The sequence below is a fragment of the Variovorax sp. ISS6 genome, from assembly GCF_056523145.1.
The window spans coordinates 1,723,779-1,742,655 of the sequence record NZ_JAWRZC010000001.1 but is presented as its reverse complement, the minus strand read 5'-3'; the positions used below and the strand labels follow the sequence as shown (position 1 = coordinate 1,742,655).

At 66.2% G+C, this 18,877-nt stretch carries 13 protein-coding genes and 1 tRNA gene; all 14 read right to left on the bottom strand.

Annotated features, from left to right (window positions below; genetic code table 11):
• Positions 1-63 precede the first annotated feature (63 nt).
• The 14 genes from AC1HIL_RS08020 to tuf all read right to left on the bottom strand — a co-directional run bounded on the left by AC1HIL_RS08020 (position 64) and on the right by tuf (position 18,812).
• Positions 64-2,379 (bottom strand): sensor histidine kinase, encoded by a 2,316-nt coding sequence (locus tag AC1HIL_RS08020; protein WP_479671540.1) that lies wholly within the window; start codon positions 2,377-2,379, stop codon positions 64-66.
• On the bottom strand, positions 2,376-3,014 hold the full coding sequence (locus tag AC1HIL_RS08015; protein WP_057596624.1) for a DUF4390 domain-containing protein: 639 nt from the start codon (positions 3,012-3,014) through the stop codon (positions 2,376-2,378). The genes AC1HIL_RS08020 and AC1HIL_RS08015 overlap by 4 nt, the downstream gene beginning before the upstream one ends.
• Entirely contained in the window at positions 2,995-4,365 is a 1,371-nt protein-coding gene (rsmB, locus tag AC1HIL_RS08010) for a 16S rRNA (cytosine(967)-C(5))-methyltransferase RsmB (protein WP_409976594.1), read from the bottom strand. Before rsmB ends, AC1HIL_RS08015 begins: the two co-directional genes overlap by 20 nt.
• A gap of 71 nt (positions 4,366-4,436) precedes the next feature.
• On the bottom strand, positions 4,437-5,057 hold the full coding sequence (locus AC1HIL_RS08005) for a LemA family protein (protein ID WP_261216429.1): 621 nt from the start codon (positions 5,055-5,057) through the stop codon (positions 4,437-4,439).
• Positions 5,058-5,193: 136 nt separating this feature from the next.
• The gene (rpoC, locus tag AC1HIL_RS08000; protein ID WP_057596626.1) at positions 5,194-9,423 is read right to left on the bottom strand and encodes a DNA-directed RNA polymerase subunit beta'; all 4,230 of its coding nucleotides are present in this window, start codon (positions 9,421-9,423) and stop codon (positions 5,194-5,196) included.
• A gap of 19 nt (positions 9,424-9,442) precedes the next feature.
• Complete coding sequence (gene rpoB / locus AC1HIL_RS07995; RefSeq protein WP_057596627.1) at positions 9,443-13,567, bottom strand: DNA-directed RNA polymerase subunit beta; 4,125 nt, start codon at positions 13,565-13,567, stop codon at positions 9,443-9,445.
• Between the two features lie 301 nt (positions 13,568-13,868).
• Positions 13,869-14,246: a 50S ribosomal protein L7/L12 gene (rplL, locus tag AC1HIL_RS07990; protein ID WP_057596628.1), complete on the bottom strand. Its 378-nt coding sequence runs from the start codon at positions 14,244-14,246 to the stop codon at positions 13,869-13,871.
• 50 nt (positions 14,247-14,296) lie between these two features.
• Positions 14,297-14,830, bottom strand: a complete 534-nt coding sequence (gene rplJ, locus AC1HIL_RS07985; RefSeq protein ID WP_057596629.1) for a 50S ribosomal protein L10 — start codon at positions 14,828-14,830, stop codon at positions 14,297-14,299.
• A 298-nt stretch (positions 14,831-15,128) separates the two neighbouring features.
• Positions 15,129-15,827, bottom strand: coding sequence for a 50S ribosomal protein L1 (gene rplA, locus AC1HIL_RS07980; RefSeq protein WP_057596630.1), 699 nt, complete (start codon positions 15,825-15,827; stop codon positions 15,129-15,131).
• The gene (rplK, locus tag AC1HIL_RS07975; RefSeq protein WP_479671539.1) at positions 15,828-16,259 is read right to left on the bottom strand and encodes a 50S ribosomal protein L11; all 432 of its coding nucleotides are present in this window, start codon (positions 16,257-16,259) and stop codon (positions 15,828-15,830) included.
• A gap of 137 nt (positions 16,260-16,396) precedes the next feature.
• Positions 16,397-16,999 carry a transcription termination/antitermination protein NusG gene (gene nusG, locus AC1HIL_RS07970; RefSeq protein ID WP_064262260.1) on the bottom strand — a complete coding sequence of 201 codons (603 nt, stop codon included), beginning with the start codon at positions 16,997-16,999 and terminating at the stop codon, positions 16,397-16,399.
• Positions 17,000-17,005: 6 nt separating this feature from the next.
• Positions 17,006-17,389: a preprotein translocase subunit SecE gene (gene secE / locus AC1HIL_RS07965; protein WP_057596631.1), complete on the bottom strand. Its 384-nt coding sequence runs from the start codon at positions 17,387-17,389 to the stop codon at positions 17,006-17,008.
• A 135-nt stretch (positions 17,390-17,524) separates the two neighbouring features.
• Positions 17,525-17,600: transfer RNA gene (locus AC1HIL_RS07960), tRNA-Trp, on the bottom strand.
• An 18-nt stretch (positions 17,601-17,618) separates the two neighbouring features.
• Positions 17,619-18,812: an elongation factor Tu gene (gene tuf, locus AC1HIL_RS07955; protein WP_093356177.1), complete on the bottom strand. Its 1,194-nt coding sequence runs from the start codon at positions 18,810-18,812 to the stop codon at positions 17,619-17,621.
• Positions 18,813-18,877: the final 65 nt, after the last annotated feature.

Sequence of the window (18,877 nt, the reverse complement as noted above, 5' to 3'; positions counted from 1 at the left end):
TTGTTGTGTGCGCTGGTGTGTTGGTGCGACGGCCTCTTTCGGTCGCGCCGCGCGGCGGAAGACTTACTTGGAATCTTCGGTGTGAGCGGCCGCTGCCTGCGGCTCGCCTGCCAGCGCGAATGATAGCGAGACTTGCGCCCCCGCTATAGCCCCGTCGACGACGCGGTTGGACAGCTCGATGCGCGCGCCATGCTCGTCGGCGATCTTCTTGACGACCGCGAGGCCCAAACCTGTACCTTTTGTTTTCGTCGTGACGTAGGGCTCGAACGCGCGCTTGAGAATGTTCTCGGCGAAGCCCGGTCCGCTGTCCTGCACGGTGAGCCGCACGCGCTGTCCCGAATCGCCGAGCCGCGTGCGGATCACGACCTCGCCGCGCTGCCCGGTGGCGCCGGCCGCGGCCTCGGCGGCATCCTGCGCGTTCTGCAGCAGGTTGTGGATGACCTGCCGCAGCTGCTGCGCATCGCCACGGATCGGACGGCAGCGCTCGTCGGGCTCGAAGCGCAGCGCGATCGGCATGGTCTCGGCGTTGTAGAGATGGAGCACGTCGACCAGCAGCGCATTGAGATCGACGGGCTTGAGGTCGGCGGCCGGCAGCCGCGCGTAGTCGCGGAATTCATTGACCAGCCGCTTCATCGCATCGACCTGGTCGACGATGGTCTTCACCGACTTGACCAGCACCGCCTGCTCGGGCGCGGCGACCTTGCCCGAAAGCTTCATCTCGAGCCGCTCGGCCGAGAGCTGGATCGGCGTGAGCGGGTTCTTGATCTCGTGCGCGAGGCGCCGCGCGACCTCGCCCCAGGCCTGCGCGCGCTGCGCCGAGACGATCTCGGAGATGTCGTCGAACACCAGCAGCCGCGCGGCCCCGGGCAGCTCGGCGCCGCGCGCCACGATGTTGATGGCGCCCTCCTGCTGCGGCAGGTCGGTGCCGGTGGCATGCAGCTCGAAGGCATGCTGCCAGTGGTCGAGGCCATGCTGCATGCGCTCGACGAGGAAGTCCTCGAACTGCTGCTGCACCGCGCCACCGAAGTCGGCCAGGCCCGGGACCTCGGCGAGCGGCTGGCCTTCGTAGGCGGCCAGCGGCGCGCGCAGCACGCGCGTGGCGCCGGGGTTGGTCGACAGCACGGTGCCGGCCGCATCGAGCACGATCACGCCCGAGGTCAGGTTGTCGAGGATGGTCTGCAGGTTGGCGCGCGCGGCATCGAGCTGGCCCATGGTCTTCTCGACCGCGGTGCGCGCCTCGGCCAGCTGCTGCGTCATGACGGCGAACGAGCGCGTGAGGCCGCCGAGCTCGTCCTTGCCCTGCGACACGGCCGTGGGCCGCAGGTCGCCCGCGGCCACCTGGCGCACGCCGTCGGCCAGCACCAGCAGCGGCCGCGCGAGCTGGTTGCCGAACAGCACCGCGAGCAGCACGGCGCCGAACACGGCGAGGAACAGGCTCAGCGTGAGCGTGCCGATGTACATGCGGCGCAGGCCCACGCGCCCGAGCGCGCGCTCCTGGTACTCGCGGTTGGCCTTGTCGACCGCGAGCGCGTTGGCCACCACGTTGGGCGGCAGCGGCCGCGTGACCTGCAGGAAGCGCGGCGCGGCATCGAGGTCGAAACCCGGGCGCTGCACCATCGCGAGCGCGCGCACGGTGGCCGGCGGCAGCAGGATGCCCGGTGGCGGCTCGTCGAGTCCCTCGACATGGGCGATGGCGCGGTCGGCGCGCACCTGGCGCAGCTGCTGCGGCGTGGGCCGCTCGGGATTGAGCTGGAAGCGCGACGCGCCCGCGGTGGCGATGAGCTGGCCCGCGTTGGTCCACAGCACCACGTCGGTCGCCTCGAGCTGGTCGCGGATGCGTTCGAGCGCGAGGCCCGCGCTCGCATCGGACACCTGCGCGAGCTGGCCGCCGGCCGCTCGGGTCTTGGCCGCGAGATCGTCGGACAGCGCGTCGAGCGTGGCGCGCCCGAGGTTCAGGCCCGAGTTCAGCGCGCCCTCGACCTTGACGTCGAACCAGCTCTCGATCGAGCGCTCGACGAACTGGTAGGACACGACGTAGACCAGCGCGCCCGGCACCACGCCCACCAGCGCGAAGATGGCGGCGAGCTTGATCAGCAGGCGGCTGCCGAACTTGCCCTGCCGCAACCGGCGCAGCAGCCGGAACGCGACCCAGCCGATCACCAGCACCAGCACCACCGCCACCACGACGTTGATGCCGAAGAGGCGCACGTAGTAGCGCTCGTAGAGCTCGCGGTTGTTGGTGGCCTGGGCCAGCAGGAACATCAGCACCAGGCCGATGGCGGTGACCAGCGCGGCGCCGACGCCCACGGCCCAGCGCATCGCGCGCGAGCGGCGCGCGGCGGGCGTGGCCGCGGCACCGCTGCGCGGCTTGGAACTCACCGCTGCTTCTCCACCGCCAGGCGCGCGCTGCGCTCGGCGGAGATGTTCCAGTCGGCCTGGCCGGCCACGCCGATCTGGAACGGCCGCGGCAGCTGCGAGGTGTCGAGCCGGAAGCGGAAGGTGACCTGGTGCAGCGGGTCGTCGCCGATCTCGGCCGAGTCGCCCATGCGCAGCCGGCCCACGCGCCGCACGGCCTCGAGCGCATCGGCGAGGCTGTCGAAGTTCTGGTTCAGCGACAGGCTGAAGCTGGCCGAGCCCGACAGCGGCAGGGGCGAGACGTTGAGCCGCCAGCGGCGGGTCAGCGGCTGGTAGGCCAGCCGCATGTGGCGCGTGGCCTGCGCGACCTTGCGGTCGGTCCAGTACCAGCGCTCCTGGAACATCTCAGCCTCGGCCACGAAGTAGATCGCGATGCCCTTGTCGAGCACGTCCTCGACCAGCGCGGGCAGCTCGAACTGCACGGCGGCATTGAGGTAGACGGCATCGTCGGACTGCTCGAGCCGCATCTGGGTGACGGCGGCGGCATTGCGCGTCTGGGCCAGCACGGGCGGCGCCAGCACCGTGACGAGCAGCACGACCACCAGCGCCAGCAGCACCAGCCACCGGGGCTTGCGCGGTTCAACCCGGGTGCTTTTCAAGCAGGGCGTAGAAAAAGCCGTCGTGGTCACCCAGGGGATTGTCCTGGACGCCACGGGCATTCGCCCCGCTTTGAGGCAGCAAATGCCCCGGCGATGGCCGCAATCGGGCGTCGGTGTTGTGTGCAAGAAACGCATCGATCTGTTGCGAACCCTCTTCCCGAAACACCGAACAGGTGCAGTAAAGCAGCCGTCCGCCGGGCTGCACCAGGGGCCAGAGCGCCGCCAGCAGCGCGGCCTGCTGCAGCGCCAGCTGGGCGGTGTCGCTCTCGCGGCGCAGCCAGCGCACGTCCGGATGGCGGCGCACGATGCCCGAGGCGGTGCAGGGGGCATCGAGCAGGATGGCGTCGAACGGCGTCCGGTCCCACCAGTCGGCGGGCCGCGCCGCGTCGGCCACCACCACCTTGGCTTGCAGGTCGAGGCGCGCCAGGGTCTCGTCGATGCGGCGGCTGCGCACGGCGTCGACCTCGAGCGCGGTCAGCTCGAGGGCATCGGGGCCCGCGAACTCGAGCAGGTGGGCGGTCTTGCCGCCGGGCGCGGCGCAGGCGTCGAGCACGCGCAGCCGCCGGCCGGACGGCGCCGCGAGCCCGTCGAGCAGCAGCGGCGCGGCGAGCTGGGCGGCGGCGTCCTGCACCGAGCAGGCGCCATCGGCGAAACCGGGCAGTTGCTGCACCGGCCGCGCGCGCGCGAGCTGCAGCCCGTTGAGGGCGACCGGCGTGGCCGGCATGTCGAGCGCCGCGAGCTCGTTGCGATAGGGGCCGGCGGCGGTCTTGCGCACGTTCACGCGCAGGGTCATCGGCGCCTGGGCGTTGTCGGCCTGCAGCACACGCTGCCAGTCGCGCGGATGGTCGCGCTTGAGCTTCTCGATCCACCAGCGCGGATGGTTCCAGTGCGCCACCGGTTCGGCATCGGTGGCGGCCACGAGCTCGTCGCGCTCGCGCAGGAAGCGCCGCAGGCAGGCATTGATGAAGCTGGCCTGCGCGCGCGTGGCCGGGTTGCGCTTGGCGGCCTCCACGGTCTGGTCGACCAGCGTGAAAGGCTCGTAGGGCGACTGCGCCGCGTCCCAGGCCAGGCCGAGCGCGGTGCACAGCAGCGCATCGGGCAGCGGCGGCGGCGTGCGCTTGGCGAGATGGCGGCGCAGGGCTTCGGCGCGGCCGAGCCAGCGCAGCACCTGGAAGCCCAGCGCCTGGACGCCGGGACGCAACGCCGGTTCGACGGCCTCGAAAGCGACCGAGCCCGAGGTGCCGGCGCGGATCGACGCCAGCGCCCCCGCGGTCAATTGCAGTTGGCGCCAGAGCGGCGGTTGCAGCGGCGAAGCGCCGCCGTGCGAGGGGTCAGAAGGAAGAGCAGGCAATGCGGGCGATGTTAAAGGGCCCGGATGTCCGCCACCCGGGCAATATGAAGAACGAAACGGGCGGCCGAAGTTCAGTGCAGCGGCGCCGCGGGCCTCAGACGCACGGCCCATGCCACCAGCAGCGCCGGGAACTGGGCGATCGCCGCGTTGTAGCTGGCGACCGCGAGGTTGAACTGGGTGCGCGCGATCTCGGCGGCGGCCGACGGCTCGGGCCAGGCCATCGGCTCGACCGCGATCGCGCCCGCGGCCGCCACCGGCACCAGCGCGTTCGCCGTCGAGGCCTGCCCCGCGGGACGCGACAGCGTGCCGTCGGGATGGAAGGAGGTCACCGCATCCGGATGCCGGCGCTGCCAGGCGGTCAGCAGCACCTGCAGCGCGGTCGCGAGCGCCGACATGCTGCCGGCCTCGAGCGGGCGCTGCCGAGTCGCGCCGAGCAGGGTGGCCATCTGCGTGGTCGCGGCCTGCAGCGATGCGGCGCCTGCCGCGGTATCGGTCGATTCCTCGGCGGCCGACGGCGCGCTCAGGCTGGTCTGCACGAAGTCGAGCTGGCGCGCCAGCGCGGCGTCCAGCGTGGCATAGGCCTGCAGGACCGCGGCCCGCAGCCGCACCAGCCGGTTGTAAGCGCCGACAAACCAGAACAGCAGCACGGCCACGACGACCCAGCCGGCCAGCGAATCGGGCAACACGCTCATCGACGGCACTCCAGGAAAAGCGGAAACGAAGGACGGGAAGGCCGGCGGAAAACCGGCGCCCCCATGAAAAAACGCCTCCCGACCGCGAGGGCCGGGAGGCGTTCACGACCGGTCATGGCCGGGCGATGCTAACCAGTTATTCGGTCGCGGCGCCTTCGCTGGCGTCGGCCGTGGTGGTGGCATCGCTGGACGAACCAGCCAGTTCGGCGGCTTCGGACTCGGCGATGGCGCGGCGCTCGGCCTCGTCCATCTCGTCCTTGGCCTTGCGTGCCTGGTGGTACGCCATGCCGGTGCCCGCGGGAATCAGGCGGCCGACGATGACGTTTTCCTTCAGGCCGCGCAGCTCGTCGCGCTTGCCCATGATCGCGGCCTCGGTCAGCACGCGCGTCGTTTCCTGGAACGAAGCGGCGGAGATGAACGAGTCGGTCGACAGCGAGGCCTTCGTGATACCGAGCAGCAGGTTGGTGTACGTCGCGGGGATCTTGCCGTCGGCGCGCAGGGCGTCGTTGGTGTTGAGCATTTCGCTGCGTTCGACCTGTTCGCCCGAGATGTAGTTGGTGTCGCCGACGTTGTCGACCACGACGCGGCGCAGCATCTGGCGAACGATCACCTCGATGTGCTTGTCGTTGATCTTCACGCCCTGCAGGCGGTACACGTCCTGCACCTCGTCCACGATGTAGCGCGCGAGTTCTTCCGAACCCAGCAGGCGCAGGATGTCCTGCGGGTCCGCCGGACCGTCGACCACGCTCTCGCCCTTGTTCACCACCTGGCCTTCGTGCACCAGGATGTTCTTTTCCTTCGGCACGAGCTCTTCCCAGACCTTGCCTTCCGGGTCGGTGATCTGCAGGCGGATCTTGCCCTTCGTCTCCTTGCCGAACGACACGGTGCCGGTCATCTCGGCCAGCATGCCCTTGTCCTTCGGCGAACGGGCTTCGAACAGCTCGGCCACGCGCGGCAGACCGCCGGTGATGTCGCGGGTCTTCTGGCCTTCGACCGGAATACGCGCCAGCACTTCGCCGGGGCCCACGTCCTGGCCGTCGCGCACCTGGATCAGCGCGCCGATCGGGAAGCCGATCGTCACCGAGTGGTCGGTGCCGGGGATCTTCACCTCGGCGCCCGAGGCGTCGATCAGCTTGACCTGCGGACGCACGACCTTGGCGGCGCCGCGGCGCTTCGGGTCGATCACGACCAGGGTCGACAGACCGGTCACGTCGTCCACCTGCTTGGCGACCGTGAGGCCTTCCTCGACGTTCTCGAACTGGGTCTTGCCGGCGAATTCCGTGATGATCGGACGCGTCAGCGGGTCCCAGTTGGCGAGCACGTGGCCGGCCTTGATCTGCTGGTCGGCCTTGACCGTCAGCGTCGCACCGTACGGCACCTTGTGGCGCTCGCGCTCGCGGCCGTGCTCGTCATGGATGACGATCTCGCCCGAACGTGCGATCACCACCAGCTCGTTCTTGCTGTTGGTCACGTAGCGCATCGTGGCGTTGAAGCCGATCACGCCGTTGGACTTGGCCTCGACGCTCGAAGCGACAGCCGCGCGCGAAGCCGCACCACCGATGTGGAAGGTACGCATCGTGAGCTGCGTGCCCGGTTCGCCGATCGACTGCGCCGCGATCACGCCGACCGCTTCGCCGTTGTTCACCAGGCCGCCGCGGCCGAGGTCGCGGCCGTAGCACTTGGCACAGATGCCGAAGCGCGTGGCGCAGGTCAGCGCGGTGCGGACCTTGACTTCGTCCACGCCGTCGGCCTCGATGGCCTCGATCGTGTCCTCGTCGAGCATGTCGCCGGCCTTGACCAGCACGGCGCGCGTCTCGGGGTGCACCACGTCTTCGGCCGCGGTACGGCCGAGGATACGGTCGCGCAGCGATTCGATGACTTCACCGCCCTCGACGATCGCGCGCATCAGCGCGCCGTCGTGCGTGCCGCAATCCTGCTCGATCACGACCAGATCCTGCGTCACGTCGACCAGACGGCGGGTCAGGTAGCCCGAGTTCGCCGTCTTCAGCGCCGTGTCGGCCAGACCCTTTCGGGCACCGTGGGTGGAGATGAAGTACTCCAGCACGTTCAGGCCTTCGCGGAAGTTCGCGGTGATGGGCGTCTCGATGATCGAGCCGTCCGGCTTGGCCATCAGGCCGCGCATGCCGGCCACCTGGCGGATCTGGGCCGCGGAACCGCGGGCACCCGAGTCGGCCATCATGTAGATCGAGTTGAAGGACTCCTGCTCGACTTCCTTGCCGTGGCGGTCGATGACCTTCTGCTTCGACAGCTTGGCCATCATCACCTTCGACACTTCGTCGCCGGCCTTGCCCCAGATGTCCACCACCTTGTTGTAGCGCTCGCCGGAGGTCACGAGACCGGAGACGTACTGCTGCTCGATCTCCTTCACTTCCTTGGCCGAGCGGTCGATGATGCCGTGCTTCTCGGCCGGCACCAGCATGTCGTCGATGGCGATCGAGATGCCGGCCTTGGTCGCGAGGCGGAAGCCGTTCTGCAGCAGCTTGTCGGCGAAGACCACGGTCTCCTTCAGGCCGCACTTGCGGAAGCTCACGTTGATGAGCTTGGAGATTTCCTTCTTCTTCAGCGCCTTGTTGATGTTCGAGAACGGCAGGCCCTTCGGCAGGATCTCGGACAGCAGGGCACGGCCCACGGTGGTGTCCACGAGCGAGGTCGACGGCACGAATTCGCCGGTTTCCTTGTTCTTGGTGTACTCCGTGATGCGCACGGCGACCTTGGCGGTCAGCTCGACCACGTTGGCGTCGAGCGCGCGCTGCACTTCACCGATGTCCGAGAACATCAGGCCTTCGCCCTTGCCGTTGATGCGGTCGCGGGTCGTGTAGTACAGACCCAGCACCACGTCCTGCGAGGGAACGATCGAGGGTTCGCCCGAAGCGGGGAACAGCACGTTGTTGGAGGCCAGCATCAGCGTGCGGGCTTCCATCTGCGCTTCCACCGACAGCGGCACGTGGACGGCCATCTGGTCGCCGTCGAAGTCGGCGTTGAAGGCCGCGCAGACCAGCGGGTGCAGCTGGATCGCCTTGCCTTCGATCAGGATCGGCTCGAAGGCCTGGATGCCCAGGCGGTGCAGCGTCGGTGCGCGGTTCAGCATCACCGGGTGCTCCTTGATCACCTCTTCCAGGATGTCCCAGACCACCGGCGTGCCCGATTCGACTTCCTTCTTGGCAGCCTTGATCGTGGTCGCGATGCCCATGGCTTCGAGGCGCGAGAAGATGAAGGGCTTGAACAGCTCGAGCGCCATCAGCTTCGGCAGGCCGCACTGGTGCAGCTTGAGCGTCGGGCCCACCACGATGACCGAACGGCCCGAGTAGTCGACGCGCTTGCCCAGCAGGTTCTGGCGGAAGCGACCGCTCTTGCCCTTGATCATGTCGGCCAGCGACTTGAGCGCGCGCTTGTTGGCGCCCGTCATGGCCTTGCCGCGGCGGCCGTTGTCCAGCAGCGAGTCGACGGCTTCCTGCAGCATCCGCTTTTCGTTGCGCGCGATGATTTCCGGAGCCTTGAGCTCCAGCAGGCGGCGCAGACGCGAGTTGCGGTTGATGACGCGGCGGTACAGGTCGTTCAGGTCGGAGGTCGCGAAGCGGCCGCCGTCCAGCGGCACCAGCGGACGCAGGTCCGGCGGCAGCACGGGCAGCACGTCGAGCACCATCCAGTTGGGCTTGATGCCCGACTTGCGGAAGGCCTCGAGCACCTTCAGGCGCTTGGAGTTCTTCTTGACCTTGACTTCGGAACCGGTCAGGTCGCCGCGCAGCTTCTCGATCTCGCTGTCGAGCTCGATGCCCTCCAGCAGGTCCTTGATGCCTTCGGCGCCCATCTTGGCGATGAACTCGTCACCGTATTCCTTGCGCTTCGTGTCGTAGTCGTCCTCGGACATGATGCTGAACTTCTTCAGCGGGGTCATGCCGGGGTCGGTCACCACGTAGGCTTCGAAGTACAGCACGCGCTCGATGTCGCGCAGCGTCATGTCGAGCACCAGGCCCAGGCGCGACGGCAGCGACTTCAGGAACCAGATGTGCGCGCAGGGAGCGGCCAGGTCGATGTGACCCATGCGCTCGCGGCGGACCTTGGTCTGCGTGACTTCGACGCCGCACTTCTCGCAGATCACGCCGCGGTGCTTGAGGCGCTTGTACTTGCCGCACAGGCACTCGTAGTCCTTGATCGGGCCGAAGATCTTGGCGCAGAACAGGCCGTCGCGTTCGGGCTTGAACGTGCGGTAGTTGATCGTCTCGGGCTTCTTCACCTCGCCGAAAGACCACGAGCGGATCTTTTCGGGCGAAGCCATGCCGATCTTGATGGCATCGAAATGCTCATCCGGGGTGAACTGCTTGAACAGGTCGAGTAGCGATTTCATAAGACTCTATCCCCTTCGTTTACGAACGCTCGAGCTCGATGTCGAGACCCAGCGAACGGATTTCCTTGACCAGCACGTTGAACGATTCCGGCATGCCGGCTTCGATCGAGTGCTCGCCCTTGACGATGCTTTCGTAGACCTTGGTCCGGCCCTGCACGTCGTCGGACTTCACGGTCAGCATTTCCTGCAGGACGTAGGCAGCGCCGTAGGCTTCCAGCGCCCACACTTCCATTTCCCCGAAACGCTGGCCGCCGAATTGCGCCTTGCCGCCCAGCGGCTGCTGCGTGACCAGCGAGTACGGGCCGGTCGAGCGCGCGTGCATCTTGTCGTCCACCAGGTGATGCAGCTTCAGGAAGTGCATGTAGCCGACGGTGACGGGACGCTCGAACTGGTCGCCGGTGCGGCCGTCGAACAGGTAGGCCTGCGTGCGGCTCTCGGTCAGGCCCTTGGCCTTGGCGATGTCGTCCGGGTAGGCGAGCTTCAGCATGCCGCGGATTTCCTCTTCCGAGGCACCGTCGAACACGGGCGTCGCGAAGGTCGCGCCGTTCTGCAGGTTCGCTGCCATCTCGAGCACGTCGGCGTCGCTCAGCGAGGCGATGTTCTCCTCGCGGCCCGAGCCGTTGTACAGCTGCTCCATGAACTGGCGCAGCTCGGCCGCCTTGGCCTCCTGCTGCAGCAGGTCGCCGATGCGCTGGCCGATGCCCTTGCCGGCCCAGCCCAGATGCACCTCGAGCACCTGACCCACGTTCATCCGCGAGGGCACGCCCAGCGGGTTCAGGCAGATGTCGCACGGCGTGCCGTCGGCCATGTGCGGCATGTCCTCGATCGGAACGATCTTCGACACCACGCCCTTGTTGCCGTGGCGGCCGGCCATCTTGTCGCCGGGTTGCAGGCGGCGCTTGACGGCCAGGTAGACCTTGACCATCTTGAGCACGCCCGCGGGCAGCTCGTCGCCCTGCGTGAGCTTCTTGCGCTTTTCTTCGAACGCGAGGTCGAAGCTGTGGCGCGTCTGCTCGAGCGAGTTCTTGATCGACTCCAGCTGCGAGGCCACTTCCTCGTCGGCCGGACGGATGTCGAACCAGTGGAACTTCTCGACCGACGACAGATAGGCCTTGTCGAGCTTGGTGCCCTTGGCGAGCTTGTTCGGGCCGCCGTTGGCGACCTTGCCGGTCAGCAGCTTCTCGATCCGGTCGAAGGCATCGGCCTCGACGATGCGAAGCTGGTCGTTCAGGTCGAGGCGGAAGCGCTTGAGCTCGTCGTCGATGATCTGCTGGGCGCGCTTGTCGCGCTGGATGCCTTCGCGGGTGAACACCTGCACGTCGATCACGGTGCCTTGCGAGCCCTGGTCCACGCGCAGCGAGGTGTCCTTCACGTCCGAAGCCTTCTCGCCGAAGATGGCGCGCAGCAGCTTCTCTTCCGGCGTCAGCGTGGTCTCGCCCTTCGGCGTGACCTTGCCCACCAGCGTGTCGCCGGGCATGACTTCGGCACCCACGTAGATGATGCCGGACTCGTCGAGGCGGTTGAGCTGCTGTTCGGCCAGGTTCGGGATGTCGCGCGTGATTTCCTCGGCGCCGAGCTTGGTGTCGCGGGCCATCACCACCAGTTCCTCGATGTGGATCGAGGTGTAGCGGTCGTCGGCCACGATGCGTTCGGAGATCAGGATCGAGTCTTCGAAGTTGTAGCCGTTCCAGGGCATGAACGCGATCAGCATGTTCTGGCCCAGGGCCAGTTCGCCGAGGTCGGTCGATGCACCGTCGGCCACCACGTCGCCCTTGGCGATCTTGTCGCCGCGCTTGACGATCGGACGCTGGTGGATGTTGGTGTTCTGGTTCGAACGCTGATACTTGATCAGGTTGTAGATGTCCACGCCGACTTCGCCGGCCGCGGCCTCGTCGTCGTTCACGCGCACCACGACACGGGTCGCGTCGACGTAGTCGACGATACCGCCGCGGGTGGCCGTGACCACGGTGCCGGAGTCGACCGCGGAGACGCGCTCGATGCCGGTGCCGACCATCGGCTTCTCGGGACGCAGCACGGGCACGGCCTGGCGCTGCATGTTGGCGCCCATCAGCGCGCGGTTCGCGTCGTCGTGCTCGAGGAACGGCACCAGCGAAGCGGCCACCGACACGATCTGCGCGGGCGACACGTCCATGTACTGGATGCGCTCGGCGCCGACCAGGATCGATTCGCCGGCTTCACGCGCCGACACCAGGTCGCCGGTCAGCTTGCCGTCCTTGTCCAGCGCCGCGTTGGCCTGGGCGATGACGTACTTGCCTTCCTCGATGGCCGACAGGTAGTCGATCTCGTTCGTGACCTTGCTGTCGACCACGCGGCGGTACGGCGTCTCGATGAAGCCGTACTCGTTGAGGCGGGCATACAGGGCCAGCGAGTTGATCAGGCCGATGTTCGGGCCTTCGGGCGTTTCGATCGGGCAGACGCGGCCGTAATGGGTCACGTGCACGTCGCGCACTTCGAAGCCGGCACGCTCGCGCGTCAGACCGCCCGGGCCAAGGGCCGACACGCGGCGCTTGTGGGTGATCTCGGACAGCGGGTTCGTCTGGTCCATGAACTGCGACAGCTGCGAGGCGCCGAAGAACTCCTTCAGCGCGGCCGAGATCGGCTTGCTGTTGATCAGGTCGTGCGGCATCAGCGGCTCTTGCTCCGCCTGGCCCAGCCGCTCCTTCACGGCCTTCTCGATACGGGCCAGGCCGGTGCGGTACTGGTTCTCGGCCAGTTCGCCGACGCAACGCACGCGGCGGTTGCCGAGGTGGTCGATGTCGTCGACTTCGCCGTTGCCGTTGCGCAGGTCCACCAGGATCTTGACGACCGCCAGGATGTCCTCGTTGGTCAGCACCATCGGGCCGGTCGACTCGTCGCGGCCGACCTTGGCGTTGAACTTCATGCGGCCGACGCGCGACAGGTCGTACGTGTCCGGGTTGTAGAACAGGCGCTGGAACAGGGCCTGCACCGCGTCTTCCGTCGGCGGCTCGCCGGGGCGCATCATGCGGTAGATCGCCACGCGCGCGGCGAACTCGTCCACCGTCTCGTCGATGCGCAGGGTCTGCGAGATGTACGCGCCCTGGTCGAGTTCGTTGGTGTAGATGACCTGGATGTCCTGCACGCCGGCGCCGCGCAGCTTCTTCAGCAGCGATTCGGTCAGCTCGTCGTTGGCCTTCGACAGGATCTCGCCCGAGTCGGGGTCGACGATGTTGCGCGCGATCACGCGGCCGATCAGGAAGTCTTCCGGCACGCTGATGTGCGTGGTGCCGCCCTGCTCGAGTTCGCGCGTGTGGCGCGCGGTGACCCGCTTGTCCTTGGCGACCACGACCTTGCCCGACTTGTCGGTGATGTCGAAGCGCGCGACCTCGCCGCGCAGGCGCTCGGAGACGAACTCCATCTGCGCGCCGCTGTCCATGAGGCGGAAGTTGTCGTTGACGAAGAAGTTCGCGAGGATCGATTCCGGGTTCAGGCCGATGGCCTTCAGCAGGATCGTGACCGGCATCTTGCGGCGACGGTCGACGCGGAAGTACAGCATGTCCTTCGGGTCGAACTCGAAGTCGAGCCACGAACCGCGGTAGGGAATCACGCGGGCCGAGAACAGCAGCTTGCCCGAGCTGTGCGTCTTGCCCTTGTCGTGTTCGAAGAACACGCCCGGCGAACGGTGCAGCTGCGAAACGATCACGCGTTCCGTGCCGTTGATGATGAACGAGCCCTTCTCGGTCATGAGCGGCACTTCGCCCATGTAGACCTCCTGCTCCTTCACTTCCTTGACCACCTTCGACTGCGAGGTCGACGACTCGCGGTCATAGATGATGAGCTGGACCTTGGCGCGCACCGCCGAGGCGAAGGTCAGACCACGGGTCTGGCACTCGCGCACGTCGAACGCCGGCTTCGCCAGGTTGTACTCGAGGAACTTCATCTCGACGAAACCGTTGTGCGAGACGATCGGGAAGGCGGCGTCGAACGCGGCCTGCAGGCCTTCGACGGTGCGTTTTTGCGGAGCGATGCCCGCTTGCAGGAACGCGGTGTACGCGTCCTTCTGCATCTGCAGCAGGTAGGGAATTTCGACGACGCTGTCGCGGCTGCCGAAACTTTTTCGGATGCGCTTGCGTTCGGTGTAACTGTACGCGGACGATTGGGCCATGAGAGCTCCGGTGCTTGAGATCTTCAGCGACTTGTCAGCAATGCCGGGACGAACGGCACCACTGCTTGGCGGCTGGCCACTACCAGCCGTTGGCGGACAGCGATGCGTTGCACATCGCCCGAACCAAGGGGTCTTCTGCAGTCGGGGTCAGAAGACACTCAAAAAACGTCTTGATTTGGCTTTTCCTTCGACCCTTCGGTCTCCGGGAAAGCCGGCATCGAGCCGACTTTTGAGTGCGCTCTGAAAGCGGCAAAGGCTGGAGGGCCTTTTCAGGCACCTCCAGCCCTCGAGGGGGACCGAATTACTTCAGTTCCACCTTGGCGCCGGCTTCTTCCAGCTTCTTCTTGGCAGCGTCGGCGTCAGCCTTCGACAGGCCTTCCTTGACGGCCTTGGGAGCGGCTTCCACCAGGTCCTTGGCTTCCTTGAGGCCCAGGCCGGTGATTTCGCGCACGGCCTTGATGACCGACACCTTGTTCGCGCCGACGTCAGCCAGCACGACGTTGAATTCGGTCTTCTCTTCGACCGCGGCAGCGGCGGCACCGCCACCACCGGCAGCCGGAGCAGCCATTGCAGCGGCGCTCACGCCGAACTTCTCTTCGATGGCCTTGACCAGGTCGTTGAGCTCGAGGACCGTCATGCTGTCCAGCGCGGTCAGAAATGCGTCTTTATCGAATGCCATTTTGGTTTCCTAACAATTGGGTTGAATTTTTCAAACGCAAGGCTTGGCGATCAAGCCGCTTGCGCTTCTGCCGGTGCATCGGCGGGTGCAGCTTCGCCACCACCGCGCTTCTCGGCCAGCGCCGCGAGCACGCGGGCGGTACGAGAGATCGGCGATTGCATCAAGCCCAGCAGTTGCGCCAGCAGCACTTCCTTGGAAGGGATGTTGGCCAGTTGCTTCACGCCGTCGACGTCCAGGGCCTTGCCACCGAATGCGCCACCGCGAATCACCAGCTTGTCGTTGGTTTTCGCGAAATCGGCCACCACCTTCGCGGCGGCCACGGCGTCTTCGGAGAAGCCATAGATCAGCGGACCGGTCATCTGGTCGCCGACGATCTCAAACGCGCTGCCAGCCACAGCACGGCGGGCCAGGGTGTTCTTCAGAACACTCAGGCTCACACCCTTGCTGCGAGCTTCGCTGCGCAGTTTGGTCATGTCGGCCACCGTGATGCCACGGTATTCCGCCATCACGAGCGTTTGAGCTTTTGCGGCGAGGCTGGTCACTTCATTGATGACCGCTTCTTTCTCACTGCGATTCAGACTCAAGGTCTACTCCTTTTCAATGCGGTCTTCGGCTGTTTCATGAACCTCGGACCGCGCCTCATGCAGCGACCAACTGTTCGGAACCCATTCGTCGGAAAACTCGAATTCCTTGCAGCGGGATCGCCATCTGCGCTGGCTGCCCGGCGGGGGCCGGGCGATTAAGTGCAGGCGACCTGCACACCAGCGGTCTTGGATGGCCCGCGGCAACCGAAGCCGCCGCGACCCACCACATTCGCCCTGCCCCGTCCCTTGCGGAACCGGAGCCGGGCCAATCTACTTTTGCCTTCGCTCCTGCCTGGGATCAGGCAGCGGCGATGGTCTGCGTGTCCACGCGGACACCCACGCCCATCGTCGACGACACGGCGACCTTGCGCAGGTAGACACCCTTGCTCGAGGCCGGCTTGGCCTTGACCAGGGCATCGATCAGCGCGGCGAGGTTGCCTTGCAGCTTGTCGCTGTCGAACGAACGGCGACCGATCGTGCCGTGCACGATACCGGCCTTGTCGACGCGGAACTGCACCTGGCCGGCCTTGGCGTTCTTCACGGCGGTCGCGACGTCGGGCGTCACGGTGCCGACCTTCGGGTTCGGCATCAGGCCGCGCGGGCCGAGGATCTGGCCGAGCGTACCGACCACGCGCATCGCGTCGGGAGCGGCGATCACGACGTCGAAGGGCATGTCGCCCGCCTTGACCATGGCAGCCAGGTCGTCCATGCCGACGATGTCGGCGCCGGCGGCCTTGGCTTCTTCAGCCTTGGCGCCTTGGGCGAACACGGCCACGCGCTTGGTCTTGCCGGTGCCGTTGGGCAGCACGACGGCGCCACGCACGACCTGGTCCGACTTCTTCGCGTCGATGCCGAGCTGCACGGCCACGTCGATCGATTCGTCGAACTTGGCGGTGGCGGCTTCCTTGACGATGGTGATCGCGTCAGTCAGCGGGTACAGCTTGGTGCTGTCGACCTTGCCTTCGAGCGACTTCTGCTTCTTGGTGATCTTGGCCATTTACACGCCCTCCACATTCACGCCCATGGAACGGGCCGTACCAGCGATGGTGCGAACCGCGGCGTCCATGTCGGCAGCGGTCAGGTCCTTCATCTTGGTCTTTGCGATCTCTTCGAGCTGGGCGCGCGTGATCTTGCCGACCTTCTCGGTGTTCGGGCGCTTGGAGCCCTTGTCGAGCTTGATGGCCTTCTTGATCAGCACGCCAGCGGGCGGCGACTTGATGATGAAGGTGAAGCTCTTGTCGGCGAAAGCGGTGATGACCACCGGCAGCGCCAGACCCGGCTCGTAGCTCTGCGTCTGGGCGTTGAACGCCTTGCAGAACTCCATGATGTTCAGACCGCGCTGACCGAGTGCGGGACCGATCGGCGGGGACGGGTTGGCCTTACCAGCTGGCACTTGCAGCTTGATGAAGCCGACGATTTTTTTCGCCATGCTTTACTCCTTGCGGGTGATATCGCCGAGGCCTGTGGCCTGGGCTCCCCGGGGTGAACGACTCTTCGATCAAGGCCGCGCGCCGAGTCGGATAGCGCGCTGCCGGAATATGGCCCGATCCGAAGACCGGGCGGGCATCAGGTCTTTTCGACCTGGCTGAATTCGAGTTCCACCGGGGTGGCGCGGCCGAAGATCATGACCGAGACGCGCACCTTGCTCTTCTCGTAGTTGACTTCCTCGACCGAGCCGTTGAAGTCGGTGAACGGACCTTCCTTGACGCGCACGAGTTCGCCCACGGTGAACTCGACCTTGTGGCGCGGCTTCTCGGTGCCCTGCTGCATCTGGCTGACGATGTCCTCGACCTCTTTCTGCGAGATCGGGGCCGGACGATTCTTGGCGCCGCCCACGAAGCCCGTCACCTTGTTGGTGTGCTTCACCAGGTGCCAGCTCTCGTCGTCCATGATCATTTCGACCAGCACGTAGCCCGGGAAGAAGCGGCGCTCGGTGGTGCGCTTCTGGCCGTTCTTGATCTCGACCACTTCCTCGGTCGGAACCAGGATGCGGCCGAACTTGTCCTGCATGCCGGCGCGGTTGATGCGCTCGGTGATGTTCCGCTCGACGGCCTTCTCCATGCCCGAATAGGCATGCACCACATACCAACGCAGATCGGGATTGGCAGCAGGCGCAAGGACGGAGGCGTTTTCCTCCGGCGGCGTGGTTTCAACAGCGTCGTCGGTCATTGGTTCTTACTTTTTCCAGCCCAGGATGAGGTCAAAAAACACCCATTCGAGCGTTTTGTCGGTGAGCCAGAGGAAGACGGACATGATCGCCACGAAGGCGAACACATAAGCCGTCATCTGCATCGCTTCCTTGCGGGTCGGCCAGACGACCTTCTTGACCTCGCGCCACGAATCGCGGCCGAAGGCCCAGAGCTGACGGCCGTTCTCGGAACTGCCGAAGGTCGCCACGGCGGCGGCCAGGCCCACGAGCAGCGCGGCCCACTGCACCAGCGAGCCCTGGCGCGCCAGCAGGTAGAACGCCACGATGGCGCCCACGGCCAGCAGCGCCGCCACGGCCAGCTTGGCCTTGTCGGCACCGGTGCTCACGGTTTCGATTTGAGAAGTGGCCATGTTCGGCTGATTTCCTGCGGCCCTTCGGCCTCAATTCATGTCGCCGCGTTGAGACGGCGAAGCCCGTCGGGTCTCGACGGGCTTTTTTGCCTTCCCGCCGGAGGCCGGCGGGTCGTTTTCGGAGGCCACCCTAGGTGGCAGGGGCAGTAGGAATCGAACCTACAACCTTCGGTTTTGGAGACCGACGCTCTGCCAATTGAGCTATACCCCTCCGCTACTCTTGCCCGACTTAGATGTCGAGGATCTTGGCCACGACGCCCGAACCCACGGTACGGCCGCCTTCGCGGATGGCGAAGCGCAGGCCTTCTTCCATCGCGATCGGGTTGATCAGCTTCACGGTGATGCTGACGTTGTCGCCAGGCATGACCATTTCCTTATCCTTCGGCAGCTCGATCGCGCCGGTCACGTCCGTCGTGCGGAAGTAGAACTGCGGGCGGTAGTTGTTGAAGAACGGCGTGTGACGGCCGCCTTCATCCTTCGACAGCACGTACACCTCGGCGGTGAAGTGCGTGTGCGGCTTGATCGAACCGGGCTTGCACAGCACCTGGCCGCGCTCGACTTCTTCGCGCTTCGTGCCGCGCAGCAGCACGCCCACGTTGTCGCCGGCTTGACCCTGGTCCAGCAGCTTGCGGAACATTTCCACGCCGGTGCAGGTGGTCTTGACCGTCGGGCGGATGCCCACGATTTCGATTTCTTCACCGACCTTGATCACGCCGCGCTCGACAGCGCCGGTCACCACCGTGCCGCGACCCGAGATCGAGAACACGTCTTCCACGGGCATCAGGAACGTGCCGTCCACGGCGCGCTCGGGCGTCGGGATGTACGTGTCCAGGGCTTCGGCCAGCTTCATGATCGCGCCTTCGCCGAGCTCGCCCTTGTCGCCTTCCAGGGCCAGCTTCGCCGAGCCGTGGATGATCGGGGTGTCGTCGCCGGGGAATTCGTACTTGTCGAGGAGTTCGCGGACTTCCATTTCGACCAGCTCGAGCAGTTCCTTGTCGTCGACCATGTCGCACTTGTTCAGGAACACGATGATGTAGCCCACGCCCACCTGGCGAGCCAGCAGGATGTGCTCACGCGTCTGGGGCATCGGGCCGTCGGCGGCCGAGCACACCAGGATCGCGCCGTCCATCTGGGCGGCGCCGGTGATCATGTTCTTCACGTAGTCGGCGTGGCCGGGGCAGTCGACGTGTGCGTAGTGGCGGTTGGCCGTTTCGTACTCGACGTGCGCGGTGTTGATCGTGATGCCGCGAGCCTTCTCTTCGGGCGCAGCGTCGATCTGGTCGTAGGCCTTGGCTTCGCCGCCGAACTTCGACGACAGCACCGTCGCGATCGCGGCCGTCAGCGTCGTCTTGCCATGGTCAACGTGACCGATCGTGCCCACGTTCACGTGCGGCTTCGTGCGGGTGAATTTACCTTTTGCCATTTTTCGACTCCGAAAAAAACGATATCAACGTACGCAGATAAGGTCGCAACGCTGCTCTTGCAACC

Coding starts and splice junctions, on each gene's coding strand:
- nusG (WP_064262260.1), bottom strand. CDS start 16,999: ATGACCGACGACGCTGTTGAAACCACGCCGCCGGAGGAAAACGCCTCC.
- rpoC (WP_057596626.1), bottom strand. CDS start 9,423: ATGAAATCGCTACTCGACCTGTTCAAGCAGTTCACCCCGGATGAGCAT.
- rplK (WP_479671539.1), bottom strand. CDS start 16,259: ATGGCGAAAAAAATCGTCGGCTTCATCAAGCTGCAAGTGCCAGCTGGT.
- rplA (WP_057596630.1), bottom strand. CDS start 15,827: ATGGCCAAGATCACCAAGAAGCAGAAGTCGCTCGAAGGCAAGGTCGAC.
- AC1HIL_RS08005 (WP_261216429.1), bottom strand. CDS start 5,057: ATGAGCGTGTTGCCCGATTCGCTGGCCGGCTGGGTCGTCGTGGCCGTG.
- tuf (WP_093356177.1), bottom strand. CDS start 18,812: ATGGCAAAAGGTAAATTCACCCGCACGAAGCCGCACGTGAACGTGGGC.
- secE (WP_057596631.1), bottom strand. CDS start 17,389: ATGGCCACTTCTCAAATCGAAACCGTGAGCACCGGTGCCGACAAGGCC.
- rplL (WP_057596628.1), bottom strand. CDS start 14,246: ATGGCATTCGATAAAGACGCATTTCTGACCGCGCTGGACAGCATGACG.
- rpoB (WP_057596627.1), bottom strand. CDS start 13,567: ATGGCCCAATCGTCCGCGTACAGTTACACCGAACGCAAGCGCATCCGA.